General features: G+C 37.3%; 20 protein-coding genes. 18 read left to right on the forward strand and 2 right to left on the reverse strand.

The annotated features are described in order from the left end of the window. Positions 1–131: 131 nt before the first annotated feature. The 14 genes from LKI_RS07765 to LKI_RS07825 all read left to right on the forward strand — a co-directional run bounded on the left by LKI_RS07765 (position 132) and on the right by LKI_RS07825 (position 14,169). On the forward strand, positions 132–1,769 hold the full coding sequence (locus LKI_RS07765) for a glycosyltransferase family 2 protein (RefSeq protein WP_242651958.1): 1,638 nt from the start codon (positions 132–134) through the stop codon (positions 1,767–1,769). 95 nt (positions 1,770–1,864) lie between these two features. Beyond that, positions 1,865–3,022: a hypothetical protein gene (locus LKI_RS11130; RefSeq protein ID WP_242651959.1), complete on the forward strand. Its 1,158-nt coding sequence runs from the start codon at positions 1,865–1,867 to the stop codon at positions 3,020–3,022. Between the two features lie 12 nt (positions 3,023–3,034). Next, a complete protein-coding gene (locus LKI_RS11135; protein ID WP_013103592.1) occupies positions 3,035–3,634 on the forward strand; it encodes a hypothetical protein in 600 nt (199 codons plus the stop codon). After that, positions 3,621–4,370: a phage tail tip lysozyme gene (locus LKI_RS07775; protein WP_242651960.1), complete on the forward strand. Its 750-nt coding sequence runs from the start codon at positions 3,621–3,623 to the stop codon at positions 4,368–4,370. Before LKI_RS11135 ends, LKI_RS07775 begins: the two co-directional genes overlap by 14 nt. A 252-nt stretch (positions 4,371–4,622) precedes the next feature. Then, positions 4,623–5,603 carry a type I phosphomannose isomerase catalytic subunit gene (locus LKI_RS07780; protein WP_013103594.1) on the forward strand — a complete coding sequence of 327 codons (981 nt, stop codon included), beginning with the start codon at positions 4,623–4,625 and terminating at the stop codon, positions 5,601–5,603. A 205-nt stretch (positions 5,604–5,808) separates the two neighbouring features. Continuing rightward, the gene (locus LKI_RS07785) at positions 5,809–6,759 is read left to right on the forward strand and encodes a mannose/fructose/sorbose PTS transporter subunit IIA (protein WP_013103595.1); all 951 of its coding nucleotides are present in this window, start codon (positions 5,809–5,811) and stop codon (positions 6,757–6,759) included. 34 nt (positions 6,760–6,793) lie between these two features. Further along, positions 6,794–7,603 (forward strand): PTS mannose/fructose/sorbose transporter subunit IIC, encoded by an 810-nt coding sequence (locus LKI_RS07790; protein WP_013103596.1) that lies wholly within the window; start codon positions 6,794–6,796, stop codon positions 7,601–7,603. 14 nt (positions 7,604–7,617) lie between these two features. Continuing rightward, complete coding sequence (locus tag LKI_RS07795; RefSeq protein ID WP_013975168.1) at positions 7,618–8,529, forward strand: PTS system mannose/fructose/sorbose family transporter subunit IID; 912 nt, start codon at positions 7,618–7,620, stop codon at positions 8,527–8,529. A gap of 119 nt (positions 8,530–8,648) precedes the next feature. Beyond that, the gene (locus LKI_RS07800; protein ID WP_013103598.1) at positions 8,649–9,026 is read left to right on the forward strand and encodes a DUF956 family protein; all 378 of its coding nucleotides are present in this window, start codon (positions 8,649–8,651) and stop codon (positions 9,024–9,026) included. Beyond that, positions 9,023–9,856, forward strand: a complete 834-nt coding sequence (locus tag LKI_RS07805) for a YitT family protein (protein ID WP_013103599.1) — start codon at positions 9,023–9,025, stop codon at positions 9,854–9,856. The genes LKI_RS07800 and LKI_RS07805 overlap by 4 nt, the downstream gene beginning before the upstream one ends. A gap of 144 nt (positions 9,857–10,000) precedes the next feature. Continuing rightward, complete coding sequence (groES, locus tag LKI_RS07810) at positions 10,001–10,285, forward strand: co-chaperone GroES (protein WP_013103600.1); 285 nt, start codon at positions 10,001–10,003, stop codon at positions 10,283–10,285. Between the two features lie 75 nt (positions 10,286–10,360). Next, positions 10,361–11,980 carry a chaperonin GroEL gene (gene groL / locus LKI_RS07815; protein WP_013103601.1) on the forward strand — a complete coding sequence of 540 codons (1,620 nt, stop codon included), beginning with the start codon at positions 10,361–10,363 and terminating at the stop codon, positions 11,978–11,980. Between the two features lie 102 nt (positions 11,981–12,082). Continuing rightward, positions 12,083–12,607 carry a PadR family transcriptional regulator gene (locus LKI_RS07820; RefSeq protein WP_013103602.1) on the forward strand — a complete coding sequence of 175 codons (525 nt, stop codon included), beginning with the start codon at positions 12,083–12,085 and terminating at the stop codon, positions 12,605–12,607. Next, a complete protein-coding gene (locus LKI_RS07825) occupies positions 12,604–14,169 on the forward strand; it encodes an MFS transporter (protein ID WP_013103603.1) in 1,566 nt (521 codons plus the stop codon). Before LKI_RS07820 ends, LKI_RS07825 begins: the two co-directional genes overlap by 4 nt. 48 nt (positions 14,170–14,217) lie before the next feature. Here the strand turns inward: LKI_RS07825 and LKI_RS07830 are convergent, their stop codons facing one another. After that, the gene (locus LKI_RS07830) at positions 14,218–15,555 is read right to left on the reverse strand and encodes a C1 family peptidase (RefSeq protein ID WP_013103604.1); all 1,338 of its coding nucleotides are present in this window, start codon (positions 15,553–15,555) and stop codon (positions 14,218–14,220) included. A gap of 85 nt (positions 15,556–15,640) precedes the next feature. Between LKI_RS07830 and LKI_RS07835 the strand changes: the two genes are divergently transcribed. The 3 genes from LKI_RS07835 to LKI_RS07845 are packed head-to-tail and all read left to right on the forward strand — an operon-like array spanning position 15,641 to position 17,662. Beyond that, positions 15,641–16,084 carry a DUF3290 domain-containing protein gene (locus tag LKI_RS07835; RefSeq protein WP_013103605.1) on the forward strand — a complete coding sequence of 148 codons (444 nt, stop codon included), beginning with the start codon at positions 15,641–15,643 and terminating at the stop codon, positions 16,082–16,084. Beyond that, positions 16,081–16,719, forward strand: coding sequence for a DUF421 domain-containing protein (locus LKI_RS07840; protein WP_013103606.1), 639 nt, complete (start codon positions 16,081–16,083; stop codon positions 16,717–16,719). Before LKI_RS07835 ends, LKI_RS07840 begins: the two co-directional genes overlap by 4 nt. Before the next feature lie 55 nt (positions 16,720–16,774). Beyond that, entirely contained in the window at positions 16,775–17,662 is an 888-nt protein-coding gene (locus LKI_RS07845; RefSeq protein WP_013103607.1) for a prenyltransferase, read from the forward strand. Positions 17,663–17,692: 30 nt separating this feature from the next. Here LKI_RS07845 and cbpA read toward each other — a convergent pair whose 3' ends face one another. After that, a complete protein-coding gene (cbpA, locus tag LKI_RS07850) occupies positions 17,693–18,337 on the reverse strand; it encodes a cyclic di-AMP binding protein CbpA (protein WP_013103608.1) in 645 nt (214 codons plus the stop codon). Between the two features lie 118 nt (positions 18,338–18,455). On the opposite strand from cbpA, the gene pth reads away from it, so the two are divergent. Then, a complete protein-coding gene (pth, locus tag LKI_RS07855) occupies positions 18,456–19,025 on the forward strand; it encodes an aminoacyl-tRNA hydrolase (protein ID WP_013103609.1) in 570 nt (189 codons plus the stop codon). Positions 19,026–19,071 lie beyond the last annotated feature (46 nt).

Below are 19,071 nucleotides of genomic sequence, written 5' to 3' on the forward strand. Positions count from 1 at the left end.
AATTTTCACGGCTTTTGTGTTAATTTGGAATAAAAAAACGTGGAAACAACCTCAGCAACCTGATATTGTTTCCATAGGATATATTCCCAGATGTTGATATTTTAATAGCGACACATAATGAAAGTGCATCATTGCTGTACAAAACAATTAATGCGTGTACTTTTCTAGAATATCCAGATAAACATAAAATACATATTTATTTATGTGATGATAAGAATCGCCCTGAAATGAAAGAGCTAGCAGAGCAATTCAAAATTAATTATATTGGGTTACTAGAGAATAGGCATGCTAAAGCGGGTAATTTTAATTATGCGTTAAAGCATAGCCAATCACCTTTAGTTGCGACATTTGATGCTGATATGATACCCTATTCTAATTTTTTGATGGCAACTGTTCCTTACTTTTTTAAACGTTATGCCACGTTGACAAGGAAAAAAGTGGGTTTCGTTCAAACACCTCAGAGTTTTTACAATGAAGATATTTTCCAACATAACTTATACGCTAATCGTGCGATTCCCAATGAGCAAGATTTTTTTTCTAGGGAAGTCAACGTTTTAAACTCATATCATGATAGTGCGATTTATACAGGCTCGAACACATTATTTTTAAGGACGGCTATTGTCGCAGCTGGTGGGTTTCCTACAAACACATTGACAGAAGATTTTCAACTTGGTGCACAAATTAACAGTTGTGGTTATGATAGCATTTCCACTACTGATCCCATGGCGAGTGGCTTAACACCGACAGATGCTAAAAGTATCTTTAAACAACGCACAAGATGGGCGCGTGGCATGATTCAAAGCATTAAGAATTTGCATCTACTATCTAATAAAGGTTTATCTTGGTCGCAAAAAATCATTTATTTGAATGGCTATTTATATTGGTGGTCATTTCTAGGCCGATTACTATTCGTTTTTGCACCGATTTTATTTGCCTTGTTTGATTTTAGAGTGGTTAACACGAATTTTTGGTTATTATTAATATTTTGGATACCAGGATATGGCTTATTAACATTTGTCAAACATGATTTGTCTGGGAACATCACTAATCAGCGTTGGGGAGAAGTACAAGAACTTTTTTTTGCACCATACCTTATTTTGCCAGTGATTTTGGAAACAATTGGTATTAAAAATAATCAATTCAAAGTGACTCAAAAAAATGGTGACGATAGCAAAAAAGATATCTTATATGCTATACCACACATTGTTATTTTATTGTTAACAATCGTGAGTTTGATTAAATTTAATTATGGTAAGTTTGGGTCAGAGATACTTTATGGTAGTGTGATTACATTTTGGTTATTAAATAATCTGATTAATGCTTTTTTTGCTGTGTTACTGTTTGTTGGGAAGCCGAAGCAGGCGGTACAAACTTTTCATGTTTCAGGTATTGTTGAAATGAGTGTTTCAAAGAAATATCAGAAGATAGAACTTTGCTATTTAACTGAATCAACAGTACGTATTAAGTTGTCAGCTGATATGAGTCTGGTACCCGAAAAAAGTTACGAGATGACAATTATAACATCTTGCTATACAGCTCATGTTCATGCATACGTACAAGAACAGTATGGGACTAATGATTTTTTAATGGCTATCGAGTCAATTGATGAAGCAAATGAGCGGCAACTTTTGCAGATGCTGCATGATGGTTTTAATAAACAATTACCGCTAGAAAGAAATCAATGGCTGACAACGTTTGATTTGCTATTTGATAATATAAATCGTCGCTTGCGCATTCTTAATCGAATAGGAAAGGGTCGTGGAAAATAAAAATGGCAGTCATTGGTATAAAATTGACGTTACTCTTTTTTTCTAATTACGGATATGTTTGCTTATTAAGAAATCAATTAAAGGTTAACCGCTATATGGCTTGGATACTACAAGCCACAGCAATTATATTACTGCTATATATTGCTAGTTTGATGAATTTGTTATCTTTCTTTGGTCTCATTTTACCGAGAATAGGCGTCATTTTAGGTGTTTATTTTATAATAGATAATTGGCGAAGAAGACACTTTGTCTTTACAAAAATCAGTTTGGTAACATCATCCTTTCTTGGCTACTTTATCTTATTAGCAGGTACACTATATCATAGTAGATTGTTACATTATGATAACTTTTCACATTGGGCTTTGATTGTAAAGTATCTACTAACACAACAGGCGTTACCAGATATGCACAGTCATATTATTGGTTTCTCGTCGTACCCAATTGGTACATCACTCTGGTGTTATTATTTTGTTAATTTTGTAGGATTTAATGAAGGCGTGATGCTCGTTGCACAATTTTGTTTAATTATGTCCTGTTTATATGCAATGGTCGCGGTAATTAAAGACAAAAGTAATCTATTGACCGTTTCTGTTATGTTTCTTGTCATCGTACTATTCAATTACTTCAACATTGCCATTCGTATGAATAATTTATTAGTTGATTTTGTTTTACCACTGCTTACATTGGCAGCAATTGCTGGTATAGTCAATTATCAGAAAAATATTTACATGATGTCAGCAACAACAATAATCGTTACAAGTGTATTAGGTATTGTTAAAAATAATGGCACTTTTTTCGTGGTCATTGTGTTGTGCTACTATGTGTTTACGGTCATTAAAAATAAGACAGGTCAATTATCATTTGCCAAAAAGAGCGTATTTGTGCTTGGTACAGTTGGGTTGACTATGACACCGTATATTTTGTGGTTATGGCATATTAAGAACACATTTGGTCAACAATTATCAAAACATGAAGTAAACGTTACGGCGTATCAAAACATTTATGAAGCAAAAACACCAGCAGTAATTAATCGTGTGATGCAATCGTTTTTGTCGCATGTTTTCTCTCCTGCAACAGTACCAACGCAGGGTATTATAATGATTAATCTATTGTTCATTATAACAATTATAATTATAAGCATGAGGCTTCACCAAAAAAATCATTTGATCATTGGTTTGATCATGACGAATCTAATTATTGTAGGTTATTACCTAGGTATATTAATGATGTTTATTTTTTCTATGCCTAATTAAGAAGCGTTAGCGTTGGCAGGATTTGATCGCTATGCAGGCAGTATCGTCATATTTGGATTAGGTAGTTATAGTTTCTTTGCTGTAGATGCGATTGATAGTGCTTTTTATGAGCAGCGTTTTCATTTAAGAAACTATCAGTCATTTAAAAGTATACGGACTAAGTATCTATATCAATATTCGAGCATTGCAATGATGTTTGCAAGTACATTGATTATTTTGTCAGAAAATAACGGTATGCAGTATAATTTACGGCAATATCAAAGCAGTGTACCGTACAAAATTGAACATATCGTAGGCAATCAAATGACACTTAATCACCAAAATTATCTGATTATTAGTGCAGATAAAACACAAGTAGATAATTATTTCACACAATATGTTGGGAAATATTATTTATATTCTGATCATGTTGATGCAAGAGAAGACATTAGTCAATTAAGTCGAACCCAATTTATTGATCTAATCGGGAAATATGACGCGGTCGTTGTCATTGATAAGCACTACACGTTTCGGGTGATGGGACATCAGTATTTGAATAAAAATCTTAAGCAAGGTATATATTCGTCAAAATATTTGTTAAATAATGTTGTATCAGAGCATGAGGCAAAATAAAGTGAAACAACAGTTGAAGAAAGTAATTATTAAAGTAGTAGTCACTATAGTTTGTGTTATTATGGTTGTGTACACAATCGTTCAAGCTAAAAATAAGAATTTAAGCGTGGCTGAAGAAGCTAAGAAGACTAATGTTGAAACAAGTCAGAGAAATATAAACGATGATGTTGATCGCAGTATTGGTAATAAAAAATACATCCGACAAGTCTATCGATATTTACATGAAAATTATGGATTATCGGCTATTAGTATCGCAGGTATTTTGGGAAATTGGACGCAAGAATCGGGAATTGATCCAATAGCAGTACAAGGTGATTGGGCTTACCGATCTTTAAAAAATTCAAAAAATAGTACGCATGATCTTCATAAAGATATTGGTTTTGCACAATGGTCTACTCAAAGGCGTCAAGCGTTGATTTCATTTTCTGACCAAAAATATCATGGTGAATGGTGGTTAGCCACCACGCAATTAGAATTTATGACACAATACGATGGCAGTTTTGTGACAATTTTAAAGAATTATGCGTTAAATGATCACGGTAATGTTGTTGAAAATGCGATTAACTTTAATGATAATTGGGAAGTTTCACCTGATGAAAAAGGTATTGTTGAAAAAACAAGAGGCGCAAATGCCAAACGTGTCTATGAATATATGAAAAACAATAATATGACAGGTGGCGCGGATATATCAAAAATACAACAATTAAGATACCTTGGTGACTCATTACCCTATTAATGAAAACTATCAGTAGCAAAACAAACTGCTATCGATAGTTTTTTTAAACAAGTGATTTTGCGAGTATTGGTATATATGTTGTGGGGGTATACTTGACAAATATGGCAGCCACAATTTTGCTAGTTCGACCATGTCTTTTTGTTTCTAATGTGTTAAAATGAAAGCGCATACAAATCATTTCAGTAAAACGTTTTAACCACCTGCACAGAATACGAATTTAATAATAGGATTGTATGTAAGGAGAATCAGAAAATGACAGTTTTAGTTTTACAACCAGAACTCCATGACAAAATATGGGGTGGCACGCGTCTTAGTCAATTTAATTATGATTTGACTTCGGATCATGTTGGTGAGGCTTGGGTTGTTGCAGCGCATAAAAACGGTGTGTCGACAATTACAAATGGGCAATATCAAGGTCAAACGTTAACACAGTTGTGGCATGATCATCCGGAATTATTCGGTGGACATGATGAAGAACAATCGTTCCCATTATTAGTCAAAATACTTGATGCTCACGAAAACCTATCGATTCAAGTACATCCAAATGATAAACAGTCATCTGAAAACTTCGGTAAGACTGAGAGTTGGTATATTTTGGAAGCAACCCCAGATGCTAAATTATACTATGGGCACCATGCGCAGACCAAAGCAGAATTAGTGAACCAAGTTGAAAAAAAGGCTTGGGATGATTTATTACGAACCATTCCTGTCAAAAAAGGTGATTTTTTCTATGTACCCGCGGGGACATTTCATGCACTTGGTGCTGGTGTGTTAGCTTTAGAAATTCAACAAAGTTCGGATACAACTTACCGTTTCTATGATTTTGATCGACGTGATGCGAAAACACATAAAAAACGACCATTACAAATTGACGAAGCTCTTTCAGTAACAAAAGTACCACATGTTGACCCTATTTTAAATCAACGGACACGCATCCAAGGATCGACAATCATTACACGATTGCTAACCTCACCAAAGTTTACGATTGATAAATTATCTGTACGTGGGGAAAGTCGATTCAATCAGCATCACCCTTATGAATTATTTAATGTTATTTCCGGCAATATGACATTGACAGATGATATGTCAGTTTATAGCCTGAAAAAAGGTGACAGCTTAATTATGCTAAAAGATGAGGGCAATTATACATTAAAGGGTCAGGGAGAGGTAATGGTGAGTTTTGTGACCCCTGCAAGTTATAGTCATCAAGAGCTCGCTTATCTCGATAATTAAAAGAGATGTAAGTTTTCAGAAAGGATATTGTATTTTTTTTGACAGTGTTGTGAAAATAAAAATGAAAGCGTTTACTTAGTTATATAATTGGCGTATACTATTAAATGAAGACGATGATAAGTGATATTATCGTGAAAGCGTTTACATATCGAAGATAGTTCGCTATAATCAGTAAGTAAACAATTTATCTAAAAGGAGATTATCAATGGTTAATCTTATTGTTGCAAGTCATGGCGACTTTGCAAAAGGCATTTTAATGTCAGGTTCGATGATTTTTGGAGAGCAGGAAAATGTTGAAGTTGTTACTTTTCAACCGACTGAAGGTCCAGATGACTTAGACAAACATTATCAAGAAGCATTAGCTAAGTTTGATAATGATGATGACACCTTGTTCTTGGTTGATTTGTGGGGTGGCTCACCGTTTAATCGTGCGAGTTTACTACAAAAGCAAAACCCTGAACATATGGCCATTGTTGCAGGATTGAACTTACCAATGCTAATTGAAGCATATGGTGGTCGATTAGGTAAGGATAAGGCAGCTGACTTGGCTAAGTACTTAGTACCGGTAGCCAAAGATGGTGTGAAATCTGTGCCAGAAACGGAAGAAGTAGTTCCTGCTCAGGCAGAAAATAAGAAAGCACCTGCTAGCTTTAAAGCTGGGCATATCAATATTAAATTGGTGCGCCTAGATACGCGTTTATTGCATGGGCAAGTGGCAACAGCTTGGACGCCGGACTCGAAAGCAAATCGTATTATTGTCGTTTCTGATGCAGTTGCGGGGGATGAATTACGAAAGAGTCTAATCAAACAAGCAGCACCTAGTAATGTTCGTGCCAACGTTGTACCTATTAGCAAAATGGTAGAGGTTGCTAATGATGATCGTTTTGGTGGTGTTGATGCTTTTCTGTTGTTTGAGACAGTTGAAGATGTCTTGCGCGCTGTAGAAGGCGGTGTACCAATTAAGTCTTTGAATGTTGGATCTATGGCACATTCAGAGGGTAAGACAATGGTCAACAAGGTTTTGTCAATGGATAAAACAGATGTTGCTGCATTTGAGAAGCTACGTGATTTGGGCGTTACTTTTGATGTTCGAAAAGTCCCAAGTGATGGTAGTGCTAATTTGTTTGATTTAATTAAAAAAGCTAACGTTAAATAACTTGAAAAACGTTTATTAGGAAAGGTGTTAAACTATGTCTATTATATCAATAGTTTTAGTCGTAATCATTGCCTTCTTTGCAGGTATGGAAGGGATTTTGGATGAATTCCAAATTCATCAACCACTTGTGTCGGCAACGTTAATTGGACTAGTGACTGGCCATCTTACAGCAGGAATCATGTTGGGTGGTTCATTACAGATGATCGCGCTAGGATGGGCCAACATTGGTGCTGCTGTAGCACCAGATATTGCGCTGGCATCAGTTGCCTCATCAATTATCATGGTCAAGGGGAACAACTTTACGCCCGCTGGTATTTCAGTAGCCGTGGCGTCAGCGATCCCTTTGGCGGTTGCTGGTTTGTTCTTGACAATGATCGTTCGTACTGTTGCCGTTGGATTAACTCACGGCGCTGATGCGGCCGCAAAAGAAGGTAATTATCGCGCCGTTGAGCGGTTGCATTTGGTTGGTATCTTACTTCAAGGTTTGCGTATTGCAATTCCAACAGCGTTATTAATCGCAATTCCTGCTGCCGCAGTGCAGAGTGCTTTAGGTGCAATGCCTGATTGGCTAACTGGTGGTATGACCATTGGTGGTGGTATGGTTGTTGCGGTTGGATACGCGATGGTTATCAACATGATGGCAACACGTGAAGTTTGGCCATTCTTTGCTATTGGTTTTGCGTTAGCTGCTGTTAGTCAATTGACATTAATTGCACTTGGTGCCATTGGTGTCGCACTGGCTTTGATTTACCTCAACCTGTCAAAGATGGGTGGTAACGGTGGCGGTGGTTCAAATGGCGGTGGCTCGGGTGACCCAGTCGGCGAAATTTTGGACCAGTACTAGGAAGGAGCAACATGATGGCTGAAAAAATTGAATTAACTCGTAATGATCGTTTATCTGTTGCATGGCGCTCACAATTTTTACAAGGTTCATGGAACTATGAACGTATGCAAAACGTTGGTTGGGCATATGCACTTATCCCAGCAATTAAGAAACTTTATAAGACCAAAGAAGATCGTTCAGCAGCACTGAAACGACACTTGGAATTCTTTAATACACATCCTTATGTTGCTTCACCAATTATTGGTGTAACATTGGCTTTGGAAGAAGAACGTGCCAATGGTGCGCCGATTGATGACACAGCTATTCAAGGTGTTAAAATCGGTATGATGGGTCCTTTGGCTGGTATTGGTGATCCAGTGTTCTGGTTCACGGTACGTCCAATCTTAGGTGCCCTAGGTGCCTCATTGGCAGCTTCTGGTAACATACTTGGTCCTATCTTGTTCTTCGTGTTATGGAACGTTATTCGTATGTCGTTTATCTGGTATACACAAGAATTTGGTTACAAGGCTGGTTCTGCGATTACACAAGATTTGTCAGGTGGCTTGTTGAAAGACATTACAAAGGGTGCTTCAATCCTTGGTATGTTTATACTAGCTGTTCTGGTGGAGCGTTGGGTATCCATTAAGTTTGCAGTTGAATTGCCGGCTAAGCAATTAGCTAAGGGTGCTTATATTAATTTTCCTAATGGTAATGTGACAGGTGGTAAGCTACAACAAATTTTAGGTGATCAAGCATCTGGTTTGTCACTAACAAAAATGGCGCCTAATACTTTGCAAGCTAACTTAGATAGTTTGATTCCAGGATTAATGGGTCTACTCTTAACATTCTTTGCAATGTGGTTACTCAAAAAGAAGGTTTCACCAATTGTTATGATCGTTGGTATCTTTATTTTCGGTATCTTGATGCGCGTCTTGCATATTATGTAATCAATTTATAATCGCATGATTAAAGGTGCTCGCCAAATTTGACGAGCACCTTTGTACATAAAATACTGTATAGTTAATTATAGTAATAAAACTGAAAAAATACGGGGAAAAACAAGCGTATGGTACAATCACTTAATAGCAGCGTGGCCTTGACAACACAAGGCATATCTTTTTTAGGCATTGGCGCGCAGTACGGTAAATTTTTACTGGGCGATAAGGCATTTGAATTTTTTAATGATAATAATGTTGACGACTTTATTCAAATCCCTTGGCAAAGTATGACTGCAGTCTACGCTGACGTGTCTGCAAAAAAAATTGGCCGCCGGTTTCGCATCGAAACAGATAAAGGGAGTTTTAATTTTTCTTCCTCGGAAACTGGACGTCTGTTAAAAGTAACGCGTGAACATATTGGTGATGATAAAGTATTAAAAAATCCAACATTGCTAAAACGTATTAAGGGTGTGTTTAAAAAGAAAGATAAGAAAGGCGCGCGATGAAATTATTAAAGAAATTTCAGATTCTACGTTATTTAACGATTGTAGTTGCCTTAGAAATAGTCGCTATTAGTATTAATTTTTTCTATGCACCTGCTAAAGTTGCTGCTGGCGGTGCCACTGGTTTCGCAATTTTGATGAATGAACTGTTTGGTTTTGACAGAGCGATTATAGTTTTAGTCATCAATTTATTAATGATTATTCTTGCAGCTGTATTTTTAGACCGTGGGACAACTGCTCGCATCACTTTTGGTAGCTTAATATTACCGGTATTGTTAAAGATTACACCTAGCTTTCAGGTTTTATCAGATCGTACTTTTGCAGTCTTGGTCGGTGGGACCATTTTTGCTATTGGCGTCGCCATGTTATACCGCGTTGACGCTTCGAGTGGTGGTACTGCTGTGCCACCGATGATTTTGAAAAAATATTTTCGTATTGCGCCCGCATTATCTTTACTTGTTATTGATACAATCGTGTCAATTGGTAACTTAATGATCGATGGTTTGGAGGCGTTAATATTAGCGCTATTTTCGTTAATGATTACGGCTGCTGTAATGAATTTTATTGAGACAGGGCTTGATCGTCGCAAGATGGTTTACATCACAAGCAATGAACGTATTACAAACATTAAACAATATCTAACCAAAAATAATACCAGTTTCACAGCTATGGATGTGCGTGGCGGGTATACGGGTGATAATCGTGAAATGCTAATGGTTATACTGGACAACCAAGATTATAATCGTTTGATTCGTGGCGTTCATATTGTTGATCCGACAGCCTTTGTCATAGCATATGATATTAGCGAAGCTCATGGTGGTACGTTTATATAAGTTGTCAAGCAAATATTAATTTGAAAAAGTACATGATCATGTACTTTTTTTATTGACAATAGTTGTTAAAGTGATATACTTAAAATTGTAATTAGCACTCATAATAAAAGAGTGCTAAAACGAAAAAATCGGAGGTATTATCTCATGTTGAAGCCATTAGGTGATCGCGTGATTATTGAAGTAACAGAAGCTGCAGAACAAACAGTTGGTGGCATTGTGTTGGCAAATAATGCTAAGGATAAGCCAGTCACTGGAAAAATCGTTGCTGCCGGTGCAGGTTATGTTTTGAATGATGGTAAGATTCGTGATTTGACAGTTAAAGTCGGCGATGAAGTTTTGTTTGATAAGTATGCCGGTCAAGAAGTATCATTTGAGGGTACTGATTATCTTGCACTTCATGAAAAAGATATTGTCGCAGTTGTCGAATAATCATATGATATGACGTTAATTAAATGACGTTGAAATCGATATTAAATTAAAAAATGCTAAAGAGGTATGTTAGACATGGCTAAAGAATTAAAGTTTTCAGAAGATGCACGTGCTAAGATGAAGGCTGGCGTTGATAAGTTAGCTGATACAGTTAAAACAACAATTGGACCAAAGGGACGTAATGTTGTTTTGGAGCAATCATATGGTGCACCAACAATCACAAATGATGGTGTAACCATTGCTAAGGCAATTGAATTAGAAGATCATTTTGAAAATATGGGTGCTAAGTTAGTGGCAGAAGTGGCTTCAAAGACAAATGATATTGCAGGGGATGGGACGACAACAGCAACCGTATTGACGCAAGCTATTGTTGCTGAAGGTTTAAAAAACGTGACAGCTGGTGCTAACCCAGTGGGCATTCGTACTGGAATTGAAAAAGCAACAGCGGCAGCTGTTAAAAAGTTGCATGAAATGTCGCACACTGTCAGCACAAAGGCAGAAATTGCCCAAATTGCTTCAATTTCTGCGGCTAATGAAGAAGTCGGCGAATTAATTGCTGAGGCGATGGATAAAGTTGGTAACGACGGTGTTATCACAATTGAAGAATCAAAGGGTATTGAAACAACTTTAGATGTTGTAGAAGGTATGCAGTTTGATCGTGGTTACATGTCACAATACATGGTAACTGATAATGACAAAATGGAAGCTAACTTGGACAACCCTTATGTTTTGATTACTGACAAGAAAATTGGTAATATACAAGATGTTTTGCCTGTATTGCAAAGTGTTGTTGAACAAGGCCGTGCTTTGTTAATCATAGCTGATGATATTACAGGGGAAGCCTTGCCAACATTAGTTTTGAATAAGATGCGTGGTACATTTAATGTCGTTGCTGTTAAGGCACCTGGATTCGGTGATCGTCGTAAGGCACAATTAGAAGATATTGCTATTTTGACAGGCGGTACAGTTATCACGGAAGACCTTGGTTTGAATTTGAAGGATGTGACAATTGACCAACTTGGTCAAGCAAGTAAGATTAATGTCACAAAGGATAACACCACAATTGTAGAAGGTTCTGGTGATAAGGATGCCGTAGCAACACGTGTGGCTACGATCAAGCAACAAATTGCTGAAACCACTTCTGACTTTGATCGTGAAAAGTTGCAAGAACGTTTAGCTAAGTTGGCCGGTGGTGTCGCAGTGATTAACGTTGGTGCAGCTACTGAAACAGAATTGAAGGAACGCAAGTATCGTATTGAAGATGCTCTAAATGCGACACGTGCCGCTGTTGAAGAAGGATTCGTTTCAGGTGGTGGTACAGCCTTAGTGAACGCGATTTCTGCTGTTGCTGCCTTGTCAGAGACGGGTGACGTTCAGACAGGTATTAACACGGTTATTAAAGCATTAGAAGAACCTGTGCGCCAAATCGTTGAGAACGCTGGCTTGGAAGGTTCAGTGATTGTTAACAAATTGAAGGAACAAAAAGAAGGATTTGGATACAACGCTGCTACTGATGAGTGGGTAGACATGATTGCAGCTGGAATTGTCGATCCAACCAAGGTAACACGTTCGGCTTTGCAAAATGCGGCTTCAGTATCTGCATTATTGTTAACAACAGAAGCTGTTGTTGCTGAAGTACCAAAGGATGATGCACCTGTGGCTATGCCACAAGGTGGTATGCCTGGTATGATGTAATATTAGTTTTTGGCGAAAAATCAATTGTCATTGGGACAATTGATTTTTTTGTGCAAAAAAATATTGACAAGAGTATCTAAAAGATATATTTGGGAGTTTCGTATGTATGAATTATATATATTAGGACAATTATTGTTTACCGATCGTTCGGCTTATAAGTTGCGTTTTGTGCTTGAAAATGTTTTGGGAGATAATCGTAAAGTCAGTTTTGGTGTGCTGTACCCCTTATTAGAAAAAATGGAGGCAGCTGGGACCATTGTAATGACAGACGACTTAGATTTTCGTGGTAAAAAGAAACTTCGTGTAACGCAAGTTGGTCGAGATAGATTTTATACATTAATGCGTGAACCGGTCAAAAAAAATGCGCACATGAATGATGTTTACTTGTTTAAATTATCTAGCTTGTCTTTAGTGGATCGGACATTGGCCCAGGAAATTATCGATGCTTTTCGGATTGAAAAGCAAACACAACATGATAAACATAGTGAACACGTTGTTCAACTAAAAGCATATCATTCAGATGCACCGTTTTTAAAATCTGCCATGCAGACGAATCAGTTACAAATAGATTTGGCGGATACTTATTTGACGTATTTAGATAAAATTGAAAGTGAGTTACAGTCATGATAAAAGAACAAACATTAAATCCGAAACGCTGGTTAGCATTGATTGCTGTTGCTTTAGGTGTTTTTATGGCATTGATTGACACAACAGTGGTTAATGTGGCACTTCCCAGCATTCAAACGAATTTGAATGCCTCGTACGCTGATCTGCAATGGGTTATTTCAGCCTATACGATTGTTTTTTCAGTACTATTATTGATATGGGCAAAATTAGGTGACTTATATGGTCGTAAATTGATGTTTATTATCGGTCTGGTTATATTTACAATTGGATCTGGTTTGGATGCTGTATCAACATCTATCGGCATGTTACATATTTTCAGGGCTGTTCAAGCCATTGGTGGCTCTGCTATGATGTCGTTATCTTTTGCCATTATTGGCACGACATTCAATGGCAAAGAGCGAGGCATCGCTTTGGGTATATTAAGCTCCATTATAGGACTTTCTACTGCTTCGGGACCATTACTCGGGGGTTGGTTAGTCGACACGTTCGCATGGCAATCAATATTTACAATTAACTTGCCCATTGGTTTAATAACAGTGGTTTTGGCCTTGCTCTTTATTTCAAAAGAACAGGTTCACCATGAAACCGGCGGTGTTGATTATATTGGCATGATATTGTCAACTGGCACAATCTTTTCTTTGGTCTTTGGTTTAGTTCAAAAAGAAATGCATGCGAGTTGGAACTGGAGTAAGCCAGAAGTTTCAGGCTACTTAATTGCAGCAGTCATTTTATTTGTTTTATTTATTTGGCGACAAAAAACGGCAAAAAATCCAATGATGGATTTAAGCATGTTTAAGTCTACTAGTTTTACAGGTGCTGTGTTGGTAGCATTCTTCTTAGGTGCCGGTTTATATGGTTTCTTTGCCTATCTATCAACATTTATGCAAAATTATGTTGGGTATTCTGCGTGGGATACTGGTTTGAGACAAGCAACAATTTCAGGATTTTCCTTGGTATTAGGACCAATTGCTGGTATGCTGACTAATCGGTTGCGTCATGGTTACATGTTGGCAGTATCAGCAATGTTTATTGGTGTTGGATTATTTACTTTAAGTGCATTAACGACTGATACTGCAACATTTGCCGATTTTTGGCCAGCTTTTATTTTGATTGGTATTGGTAATGGATCCATTAATCCGCCGATGACAACAGCTGCTATGTCATCAGTTGAACCACGACAAATGGGAATGGCCTCGGGTATGATTTCAACATTTATGCAAGTGGGTGTCAGTTTTGGTGTTGTTTTCCAAGGCTTGCGTCTAGCTGATGGTTATCAAACTGGCTTAACACAACAGTTGCCCAATGTTCTTGGTGCTCCAAAGGCGATGATATCAGCTGTGCACGACGCATTGGTCACGGCAGGGCCATTTTCTGGTCATGCCATTGTGACAAGCAAACGTATCATGGCAACACCATTTGCTAAAGATTTAGAAATGGCTGTTCGTCGGGCATTTGATAGTGGTTTTAAGGACATTATGCATTTGGATGGTATGTTATTAATTATTGGTGGTATTGTAGCGCTTCTTTTGGTCAAAACAGGTGTTCAAGGTCAGAAAAAATAAAGTACCAGCGACTCGTTTAGTCGCTGGTACTTTATTTTAGTAACGATTTTATGCTAAAGCACCCATTGGATCCCATGGTGCTAATAGTTTAGGGGTTGTGTTGTTGTAGATATCGACTAATTCACCACTTAAATATGATTTATTAACAACGATTTGATAAGCATATTCACTCATCCAATCATCAGACATTGTGAAATAGCCTTTTTTACCTGCTTTTTCACCCCATGAATTTTCAACTTGCCATTTTGTTGGTTTCCCGGTTTCATCCAAATCAACACCGGTTAAAACCATTGCATGTGTCATTAGACTCTCTCCGTAATCTAGACGTTGTGCTTTGGTCATTGTCGTGTCTACTTGAAATAAGTCATCAGTGGCAAATATACCGGCAGCCATGATACCGTCGGTGCGGTCAACTTGTGGCCCCATATCGACACCGAACCAAACTGACTTGCCATCTTTTAGTTGCGCAATTGCCAATGCCTTCATTTTCTCAATTGTGACATTTAAATGTTTGACCTCCCGGCCACCGACAACGTTTCCTAACATATCAACGTTGTAAGTGGCATTGAAAGGTTTATCAGCAGTTGGGGCATTGATAATAGACACATAATCTGACAATTGCCAACCAACAAATTTGTCAAAGTAACTTTGTGGCGTTAATCCGCGATCAACTTTAAATTGATTATCCGTGTCGCGATATTCAAAGTCAAAATTAACAGGTGGTTCACCAAAAGTAATGGATAGGACACGATAAACATGTGCTAACATCTCTTCACGTCTAGCATTGATCATTTCTTCAGTGGCGTGTTGGGCGACTAATTCTCGTAAACTGACAGCATCATGACGTAATAGTGTATTAAATGTTGTATTAAATTCGCGTGAGGCTGATGAAGCGGCTGATTCAGGATAGACTGATTGCGGTACGACACCGTATTTTTCGATGAGGGCAACAATCATATCCCATTGACCACCATCTTGCTGAGGTGTTGTCATCAAAAAAGAGACTTTGCGTGAGTCGAGTGGTTCTTTAGCAGTATCTAAGACATTTTGATAAAAATAATTTGCTTTTTCAAATTTGTCCCAAAAAAAGGTGTAGCTTTGCGAAAGTTGAAATTCGTCACTAAGGTGAAATAGTGAGGTGATATCATGCCGCATGGTGTTAAGTGCAGCAAACATCCAGCAACGACCGGATTGTTTTTGGTTGGCTACTTTGCCAGTATTGAGGTCAATTGAAAAAATTGGGGTGTTGCTATTGGCCACTGATTGATTAAAACTGGCATTATGTATGCCGTTTTTTGTTGTAGCACGACGTGCAATATCAGTTGTTAGAGATTGTGCTGATTTTTTGAACTCAGCTATTTGATGTTGTGTAATTTCTAAAGACATTATAAGCTCCTTTCACATAATTATAATATAACGCTATTGGTTATAAAGGACAAGAATATGATAAAATAATTCACAGGAGTAACGTATGACATTCTATAGTGTAGATTATTTAACTAAACACAATGATTTAGGCGATACAATTGGCATATACTTAATGGTCATTGCTTTTGTGTTGATGGCGGCAGGTGCCTTTGCAGCTATCCGTAATCGACTACAAACAAAATATCGTGATTTAAGTATGATTGCTTTACTTTTGTTTTTATTCTTAGCTGGCGCGCGATATACTGATTATGAACAGGCAAAAACAAATGACTCGCAAATTACGCAGATGGCGTCGTTCGCAGAACAAGTGGCTAAAACACAGCACGTCAAAACAACGGCGTTATACTTCAATCAAAAAACAGTTAGCGATGGCATGTTGGTGCGATTTAATAAACGATTTTATCGCATGACAATTAGTTTGGACCAACAGTCATACACACTAGACAGAGCCTACCTTATCAATACGAAAGTTAACTATATCAAATGACAATTTATTTACCAATTTTAATTAAATTAGCAATCGGTTTATTGGCTTTGATTGTCCAAATTAATGTCATGGGAAAAGGGAACTTAGCGCCTACTTCCGCATTAGACCAAGTTCAAAATTATGTCTTAGGTGGTATTATTGGTGCTGTGATTTATTCCGATACGATCACGATTTTTCAATTTACAATCGTGTTAATTATATGGACCATGCTGGTGATGTCTTTAAAATTTGCTAAGCAGCATAATAATTTTGTTAAAAACCTTATTGATGGGCAGCCGCGTGTTGTTGTTGAACGGGGACAAGTCAAGGTTGAAAATGTATTAAAAGCTGGATTATCAGCGGATGATTTGATGTTCAAACTACGTTCACAAGGTATTTATGTTTTGGCTGATGTTAAACGTGCTGTGCTTGAACAAAATGGTCAATTGTCAGTCATTGAATATGGTGATGAAAGTATTAAGTACCCCATTATTTATGATGGTCAAATTAATTATGATGTTTTGGAACTGATTGACAAAACCGATGAGTGGTTGCTAGAGATAGTTCAATCACGTGGATTTGACCATATTAATCAAATATTTGTTGGTGAATATATTGACGGTGAAGTAAAAGTGGTACCGTATCCGAAACGTTAGAGACCGCCTTTGTGTTTGCTTTTCTGGTAAAATAGATGTTTAGAGGTTTAAAAAAATGACACCAAAACAATTTTTAGATTTAGTTGAAATTCGTGTTGTGATTCCAAGTGTGGCGCCATTAATGTTTGGTTTGGCTTATAGTCAGTGGCAATATGCGCGACTCAACTGGTTGAATGCTGTGTTATTGATTGTCGCTACAGTGAGTGTTCATTTAGCAGTGAATACATTTAATCGTTATGAGGACGCCAAACGTCAAAAAGTCAATGAATTTTTACGTGAACAGGCACAAGGTGAGACTGTCACCGATAAACAGGTATTGCATGTTGCTGAAATATTAGCCGTTATTGCCATGTTAGCCGGTGTGCTTGTTGCATGGCGTACAGATTATGTGACATGGATTATTGGTATTGTCAGTTTTTTAATTGGCTATCTATATTCAGCGGGTCCCAAACCAATTACAAACACACCTTTTGGTGAGGTTGTTTCTGGTATAACAATGGGGTATTTTATATTTGTTGCGCAAGTTTATGTTAATACACGTATGGTTCCTGTACCAAGCGTTTTATTCCAATGGTTTATTGTCAGTTTACCGTTGACTATATTTATTGCTGAAATCATGTTTGCTAATAACATTGCTGATCATGACGAAGATGAAGAAAATCAACGGCATACACTTGTGCATTATGTTGGTTTGGCATCGGCTAAAAAATTGTACATCTTTTGGGCAGTGGCTGCATTTATTGAAATCATCGTCGTAACAGTTGTTGGTTGGTTACCGGTGACAAGCTATGCCATGATTGTATTGCTTGTCATTGTTCTTCAGAATGCAAGGAAATTTGTAAATCGACCAATAAAGCAAGAAACCTTTGTGTTGGCTATCAAAAATCTTGTCATTGTGATGCTCGGTATGACATTAGTTGTTCTAGCTGGAATATTATTATAAAAAAGATCTGACTCGTTTGAGTCAGATCTTTTAGCTAAAACGTTGTAAATCTTCAATACTTGTCACTGTAAAGTGCCTTTTTTCTAAATGAGTCACAAGTTTTTGTAATAGCAGACTATCAAAAACGAGTGGGAGTGTAAACATTAAGGTCAGTGTTTCGTTTTTTGGTTGTACGCTCAATACGGATTCGATATTCGAATAGCGGGCAATAATTTTTGAAATGAGTTTTAGATCACCTTGTGTGTTATGTGAAGCAACAGAAAGCGCCACACCACCTGTACCGACAGACCAACTTTGAGACAATAAATCCATGAGTGAATCGTGTGTGAAAATACCAGTAAAATGATGATTTTCGTCTAGTACAGCAATAAAAGGTAGGTCACGAATAGCGAAAAAGACTTCATAAAACTGACTAGTTGTGTAAATGAATTTTGTTGAATTACGCATGATAGCCGTTACAGGTAGGTTCATATCCCCATTTTTGGCAATATGTTCGTAGACGTGCTGTTTATAAACATTGCCACGGAAAAGACTACCAGATTCATCTAGAATTGGCATTGTACGTGTATGCGCTTCTTTTTCCGAATTAAATAAGGTATTAACTTGCGCAATTGTTGTATTTTCAGTAACTGTTGTCAGCTCTGATTTTGGAGTAATCATTGATTTATGAAGCATTTGTATATCCTAAAATTAATTTTTTATCATGAAATAGCCATATATCATGATAACACAGAATTCTGGTATACTGGTAATTAAGATTAAGAATTTTGGTAAGGAAGCGCGTATAATTAGCATGAAATATATTATTGGATTGGGTAACATCGGCAAGCAGTATGATAAAACACGCCACAACATAGGATTTATGGCTCTTGATGCGTTTGCAGCAGCTTATCAAGCATCATTTACGCCGAGCAAACAATTTGCTACGACAGCTAAAATAACAGTTGATGGGGAGCAGGTGATGTTAGTGAAGCCAACAACCTATATGAACGACTCTGGTAAGGCTGTAAGAGCTATCTTAGATTATTATGGTGGCGATATTAATCAAGATGTCTTGGTATTAGTAGATGATATGGATTTACCTTTTGGTAAGTTAAGATTCCGCGCTAAAGGATCTGCTGGTGGTCACAATGGTTTGAAATCCATCATAGCACATACCAACTCGCAAACTTTTTTACGACTGAAATTTGGTCTGGGTCACCCAGATCATGATAAGCAAGTTGTGATTAATTATGTTTTAGGACAATTTACAGCTACTGAGTCACAAGATGTAGAACATATGCTAGACAACAGCACAAAAGCACTAGTAGATTGGATTCAAGGTGCAACCACGGCGCAATTGAGTAACCAATACAATGGCTAGTCAAACCAATCGATGACACGATTATCGGTTAATAAATAGGGGAATT

Origin of the sequence: Leuconostoc kimchii IMSNU 11154 (genome assembly GCF_000092505.1) — a bacterium.
Lineage (GTDB): Bacteria > Bacillota > Bacilli > Lactobacillales > Lactobacillaceae > Leuconostoc > Leuconostoc kimchii.

What these genes read in the sequence shown, in the direction of transcription:
- LKI_RS07845 (WP_013103607.1), top strand. Translation starts at nt 16,775, where the DNA reads ATGACACCAAAACAATTTTTAGATTTAGTTGAAATTCGTGTTGTGATT.
- LKI_RS07795 (WP_013975168.1), top strand. Translation starts at nt 7,618, where the DNA reads ATGGCTGAAAAAATTGAATTAACTCGTAATGATCGTTTATCTGTTGCA.
- LKI_RS07840 (WP_013103606.1), top strand. Translation starts at nt 16,081, where the DNA reads ATGACAATTTATTTACCAATTTTAATTAAATTAGCAATCGGTTTATTG.
- LKI_RS07805 (WP_013103599.1), top strand. Translation starts at nt 9,023, where the DNA reads ATGAAATTATTAAAGAAATTTCAGATTCTACGTTATTTAACGATTGTA.
- LKI_RS07790 (WP_013103596.1), top strand. Translation starts at nt 6,794, where the DNA reads ATGTCTATTATATCAATAGTTTTAGTCGTAATCATTGCCTTCTTTGCA.
- LKI_RS07780 (WP_013103594.1), top strand. Translation starts at nt 4,623, where the DNA reads ATGACAGTTTTAGTTTTACAACCAGAACTCCATGACAAAATATGGGGT.
- LKI_RS07825 (WP_013103603.1), top strand. Translation starts at nt 12,604, where the DNA reads ATGATAAAAGAACAAACATTAAATCCGAAACGCTGGTTAGCATTGATT.
- pth (WP_013103609.1), top strand. Translation starts at nt 18,456, where the DNA reads ATGAAATATATTATTGGATTGGGTAACATCGGCAAGCAGTATGATAAA.
- LKI_RS07835 (WP_013103605.1), top strand. Translation starts at nt 15,641, where the DNA reads ATGACATTCTATAGTGTAGATTATTTAACTAAACACAATGATTTAGGC.
- groES (WP_013103600.1), top strand. Translation starts at nt 10,001, where the DNA reads ATGTTGAAGCCATTAGGTGATCGCGTGATTATTGAAGTAACAGAAGCT.
- LKI_RS07820 (WP_013103602.1), top strand. Translation starts at nt 12,083, where the DNA reads ATGTATGAATTATATATATTAGGACAATTATTGTTTACCGATCGTTCG.
- LKI_RS11130 (WP_242651959.1), top strand. Translation starts at nt 1,865, where the DNA reads ATGGCTTGGATACTACAAGCCACAGCAATTATATTACTGCTATATATT.
- groL (WP_013103601.1), top strand. Translation starts at nt 10,361, where the DNA reads ATGGCTAAAGAATTAAAGTTTTCAGAAGATGCACGTGCTAAGATGAAG.
- LKI_RS07775 (WP_242651960.1), top strand. Translation starts at nt 3,621, where the DNA reads ATGAGGCAAAATAAAGTGAAACAACAGTTGAAGAAAGTAATTATTAAA.
- LKI_RS07800 (WP_013103598.1), top strand. Translation starts at nt 8,649, where the DNA reads ATGGTACAATCACTTAATAGCAGCGTGGCCTTGACAACACAAGGCATA.
- LKI_RS07785 (WP_013103595.1), top strand. Translation starts at nt 5,809, where the DNA reads ATGGTTAATCTTATTGTTGCAAGTCATGGCGACTTTGCAAAAGGCATT.
- cbpA (WP_013103608.1), bottom strand. Translation starts at nt 18,337, where the DNA reads ATGCTTCATAAATCAATGATTACTCCAAAATCAGAGCTGACAACAGTT.
- LKI_RS07830 (WP_013103604.1), bottom strand. Translation starts at nt 15,555, where the DNA reads ATGTCTTTAGAAATTACACAACATCAAATAGCTGAGTTCAAAAAATCA.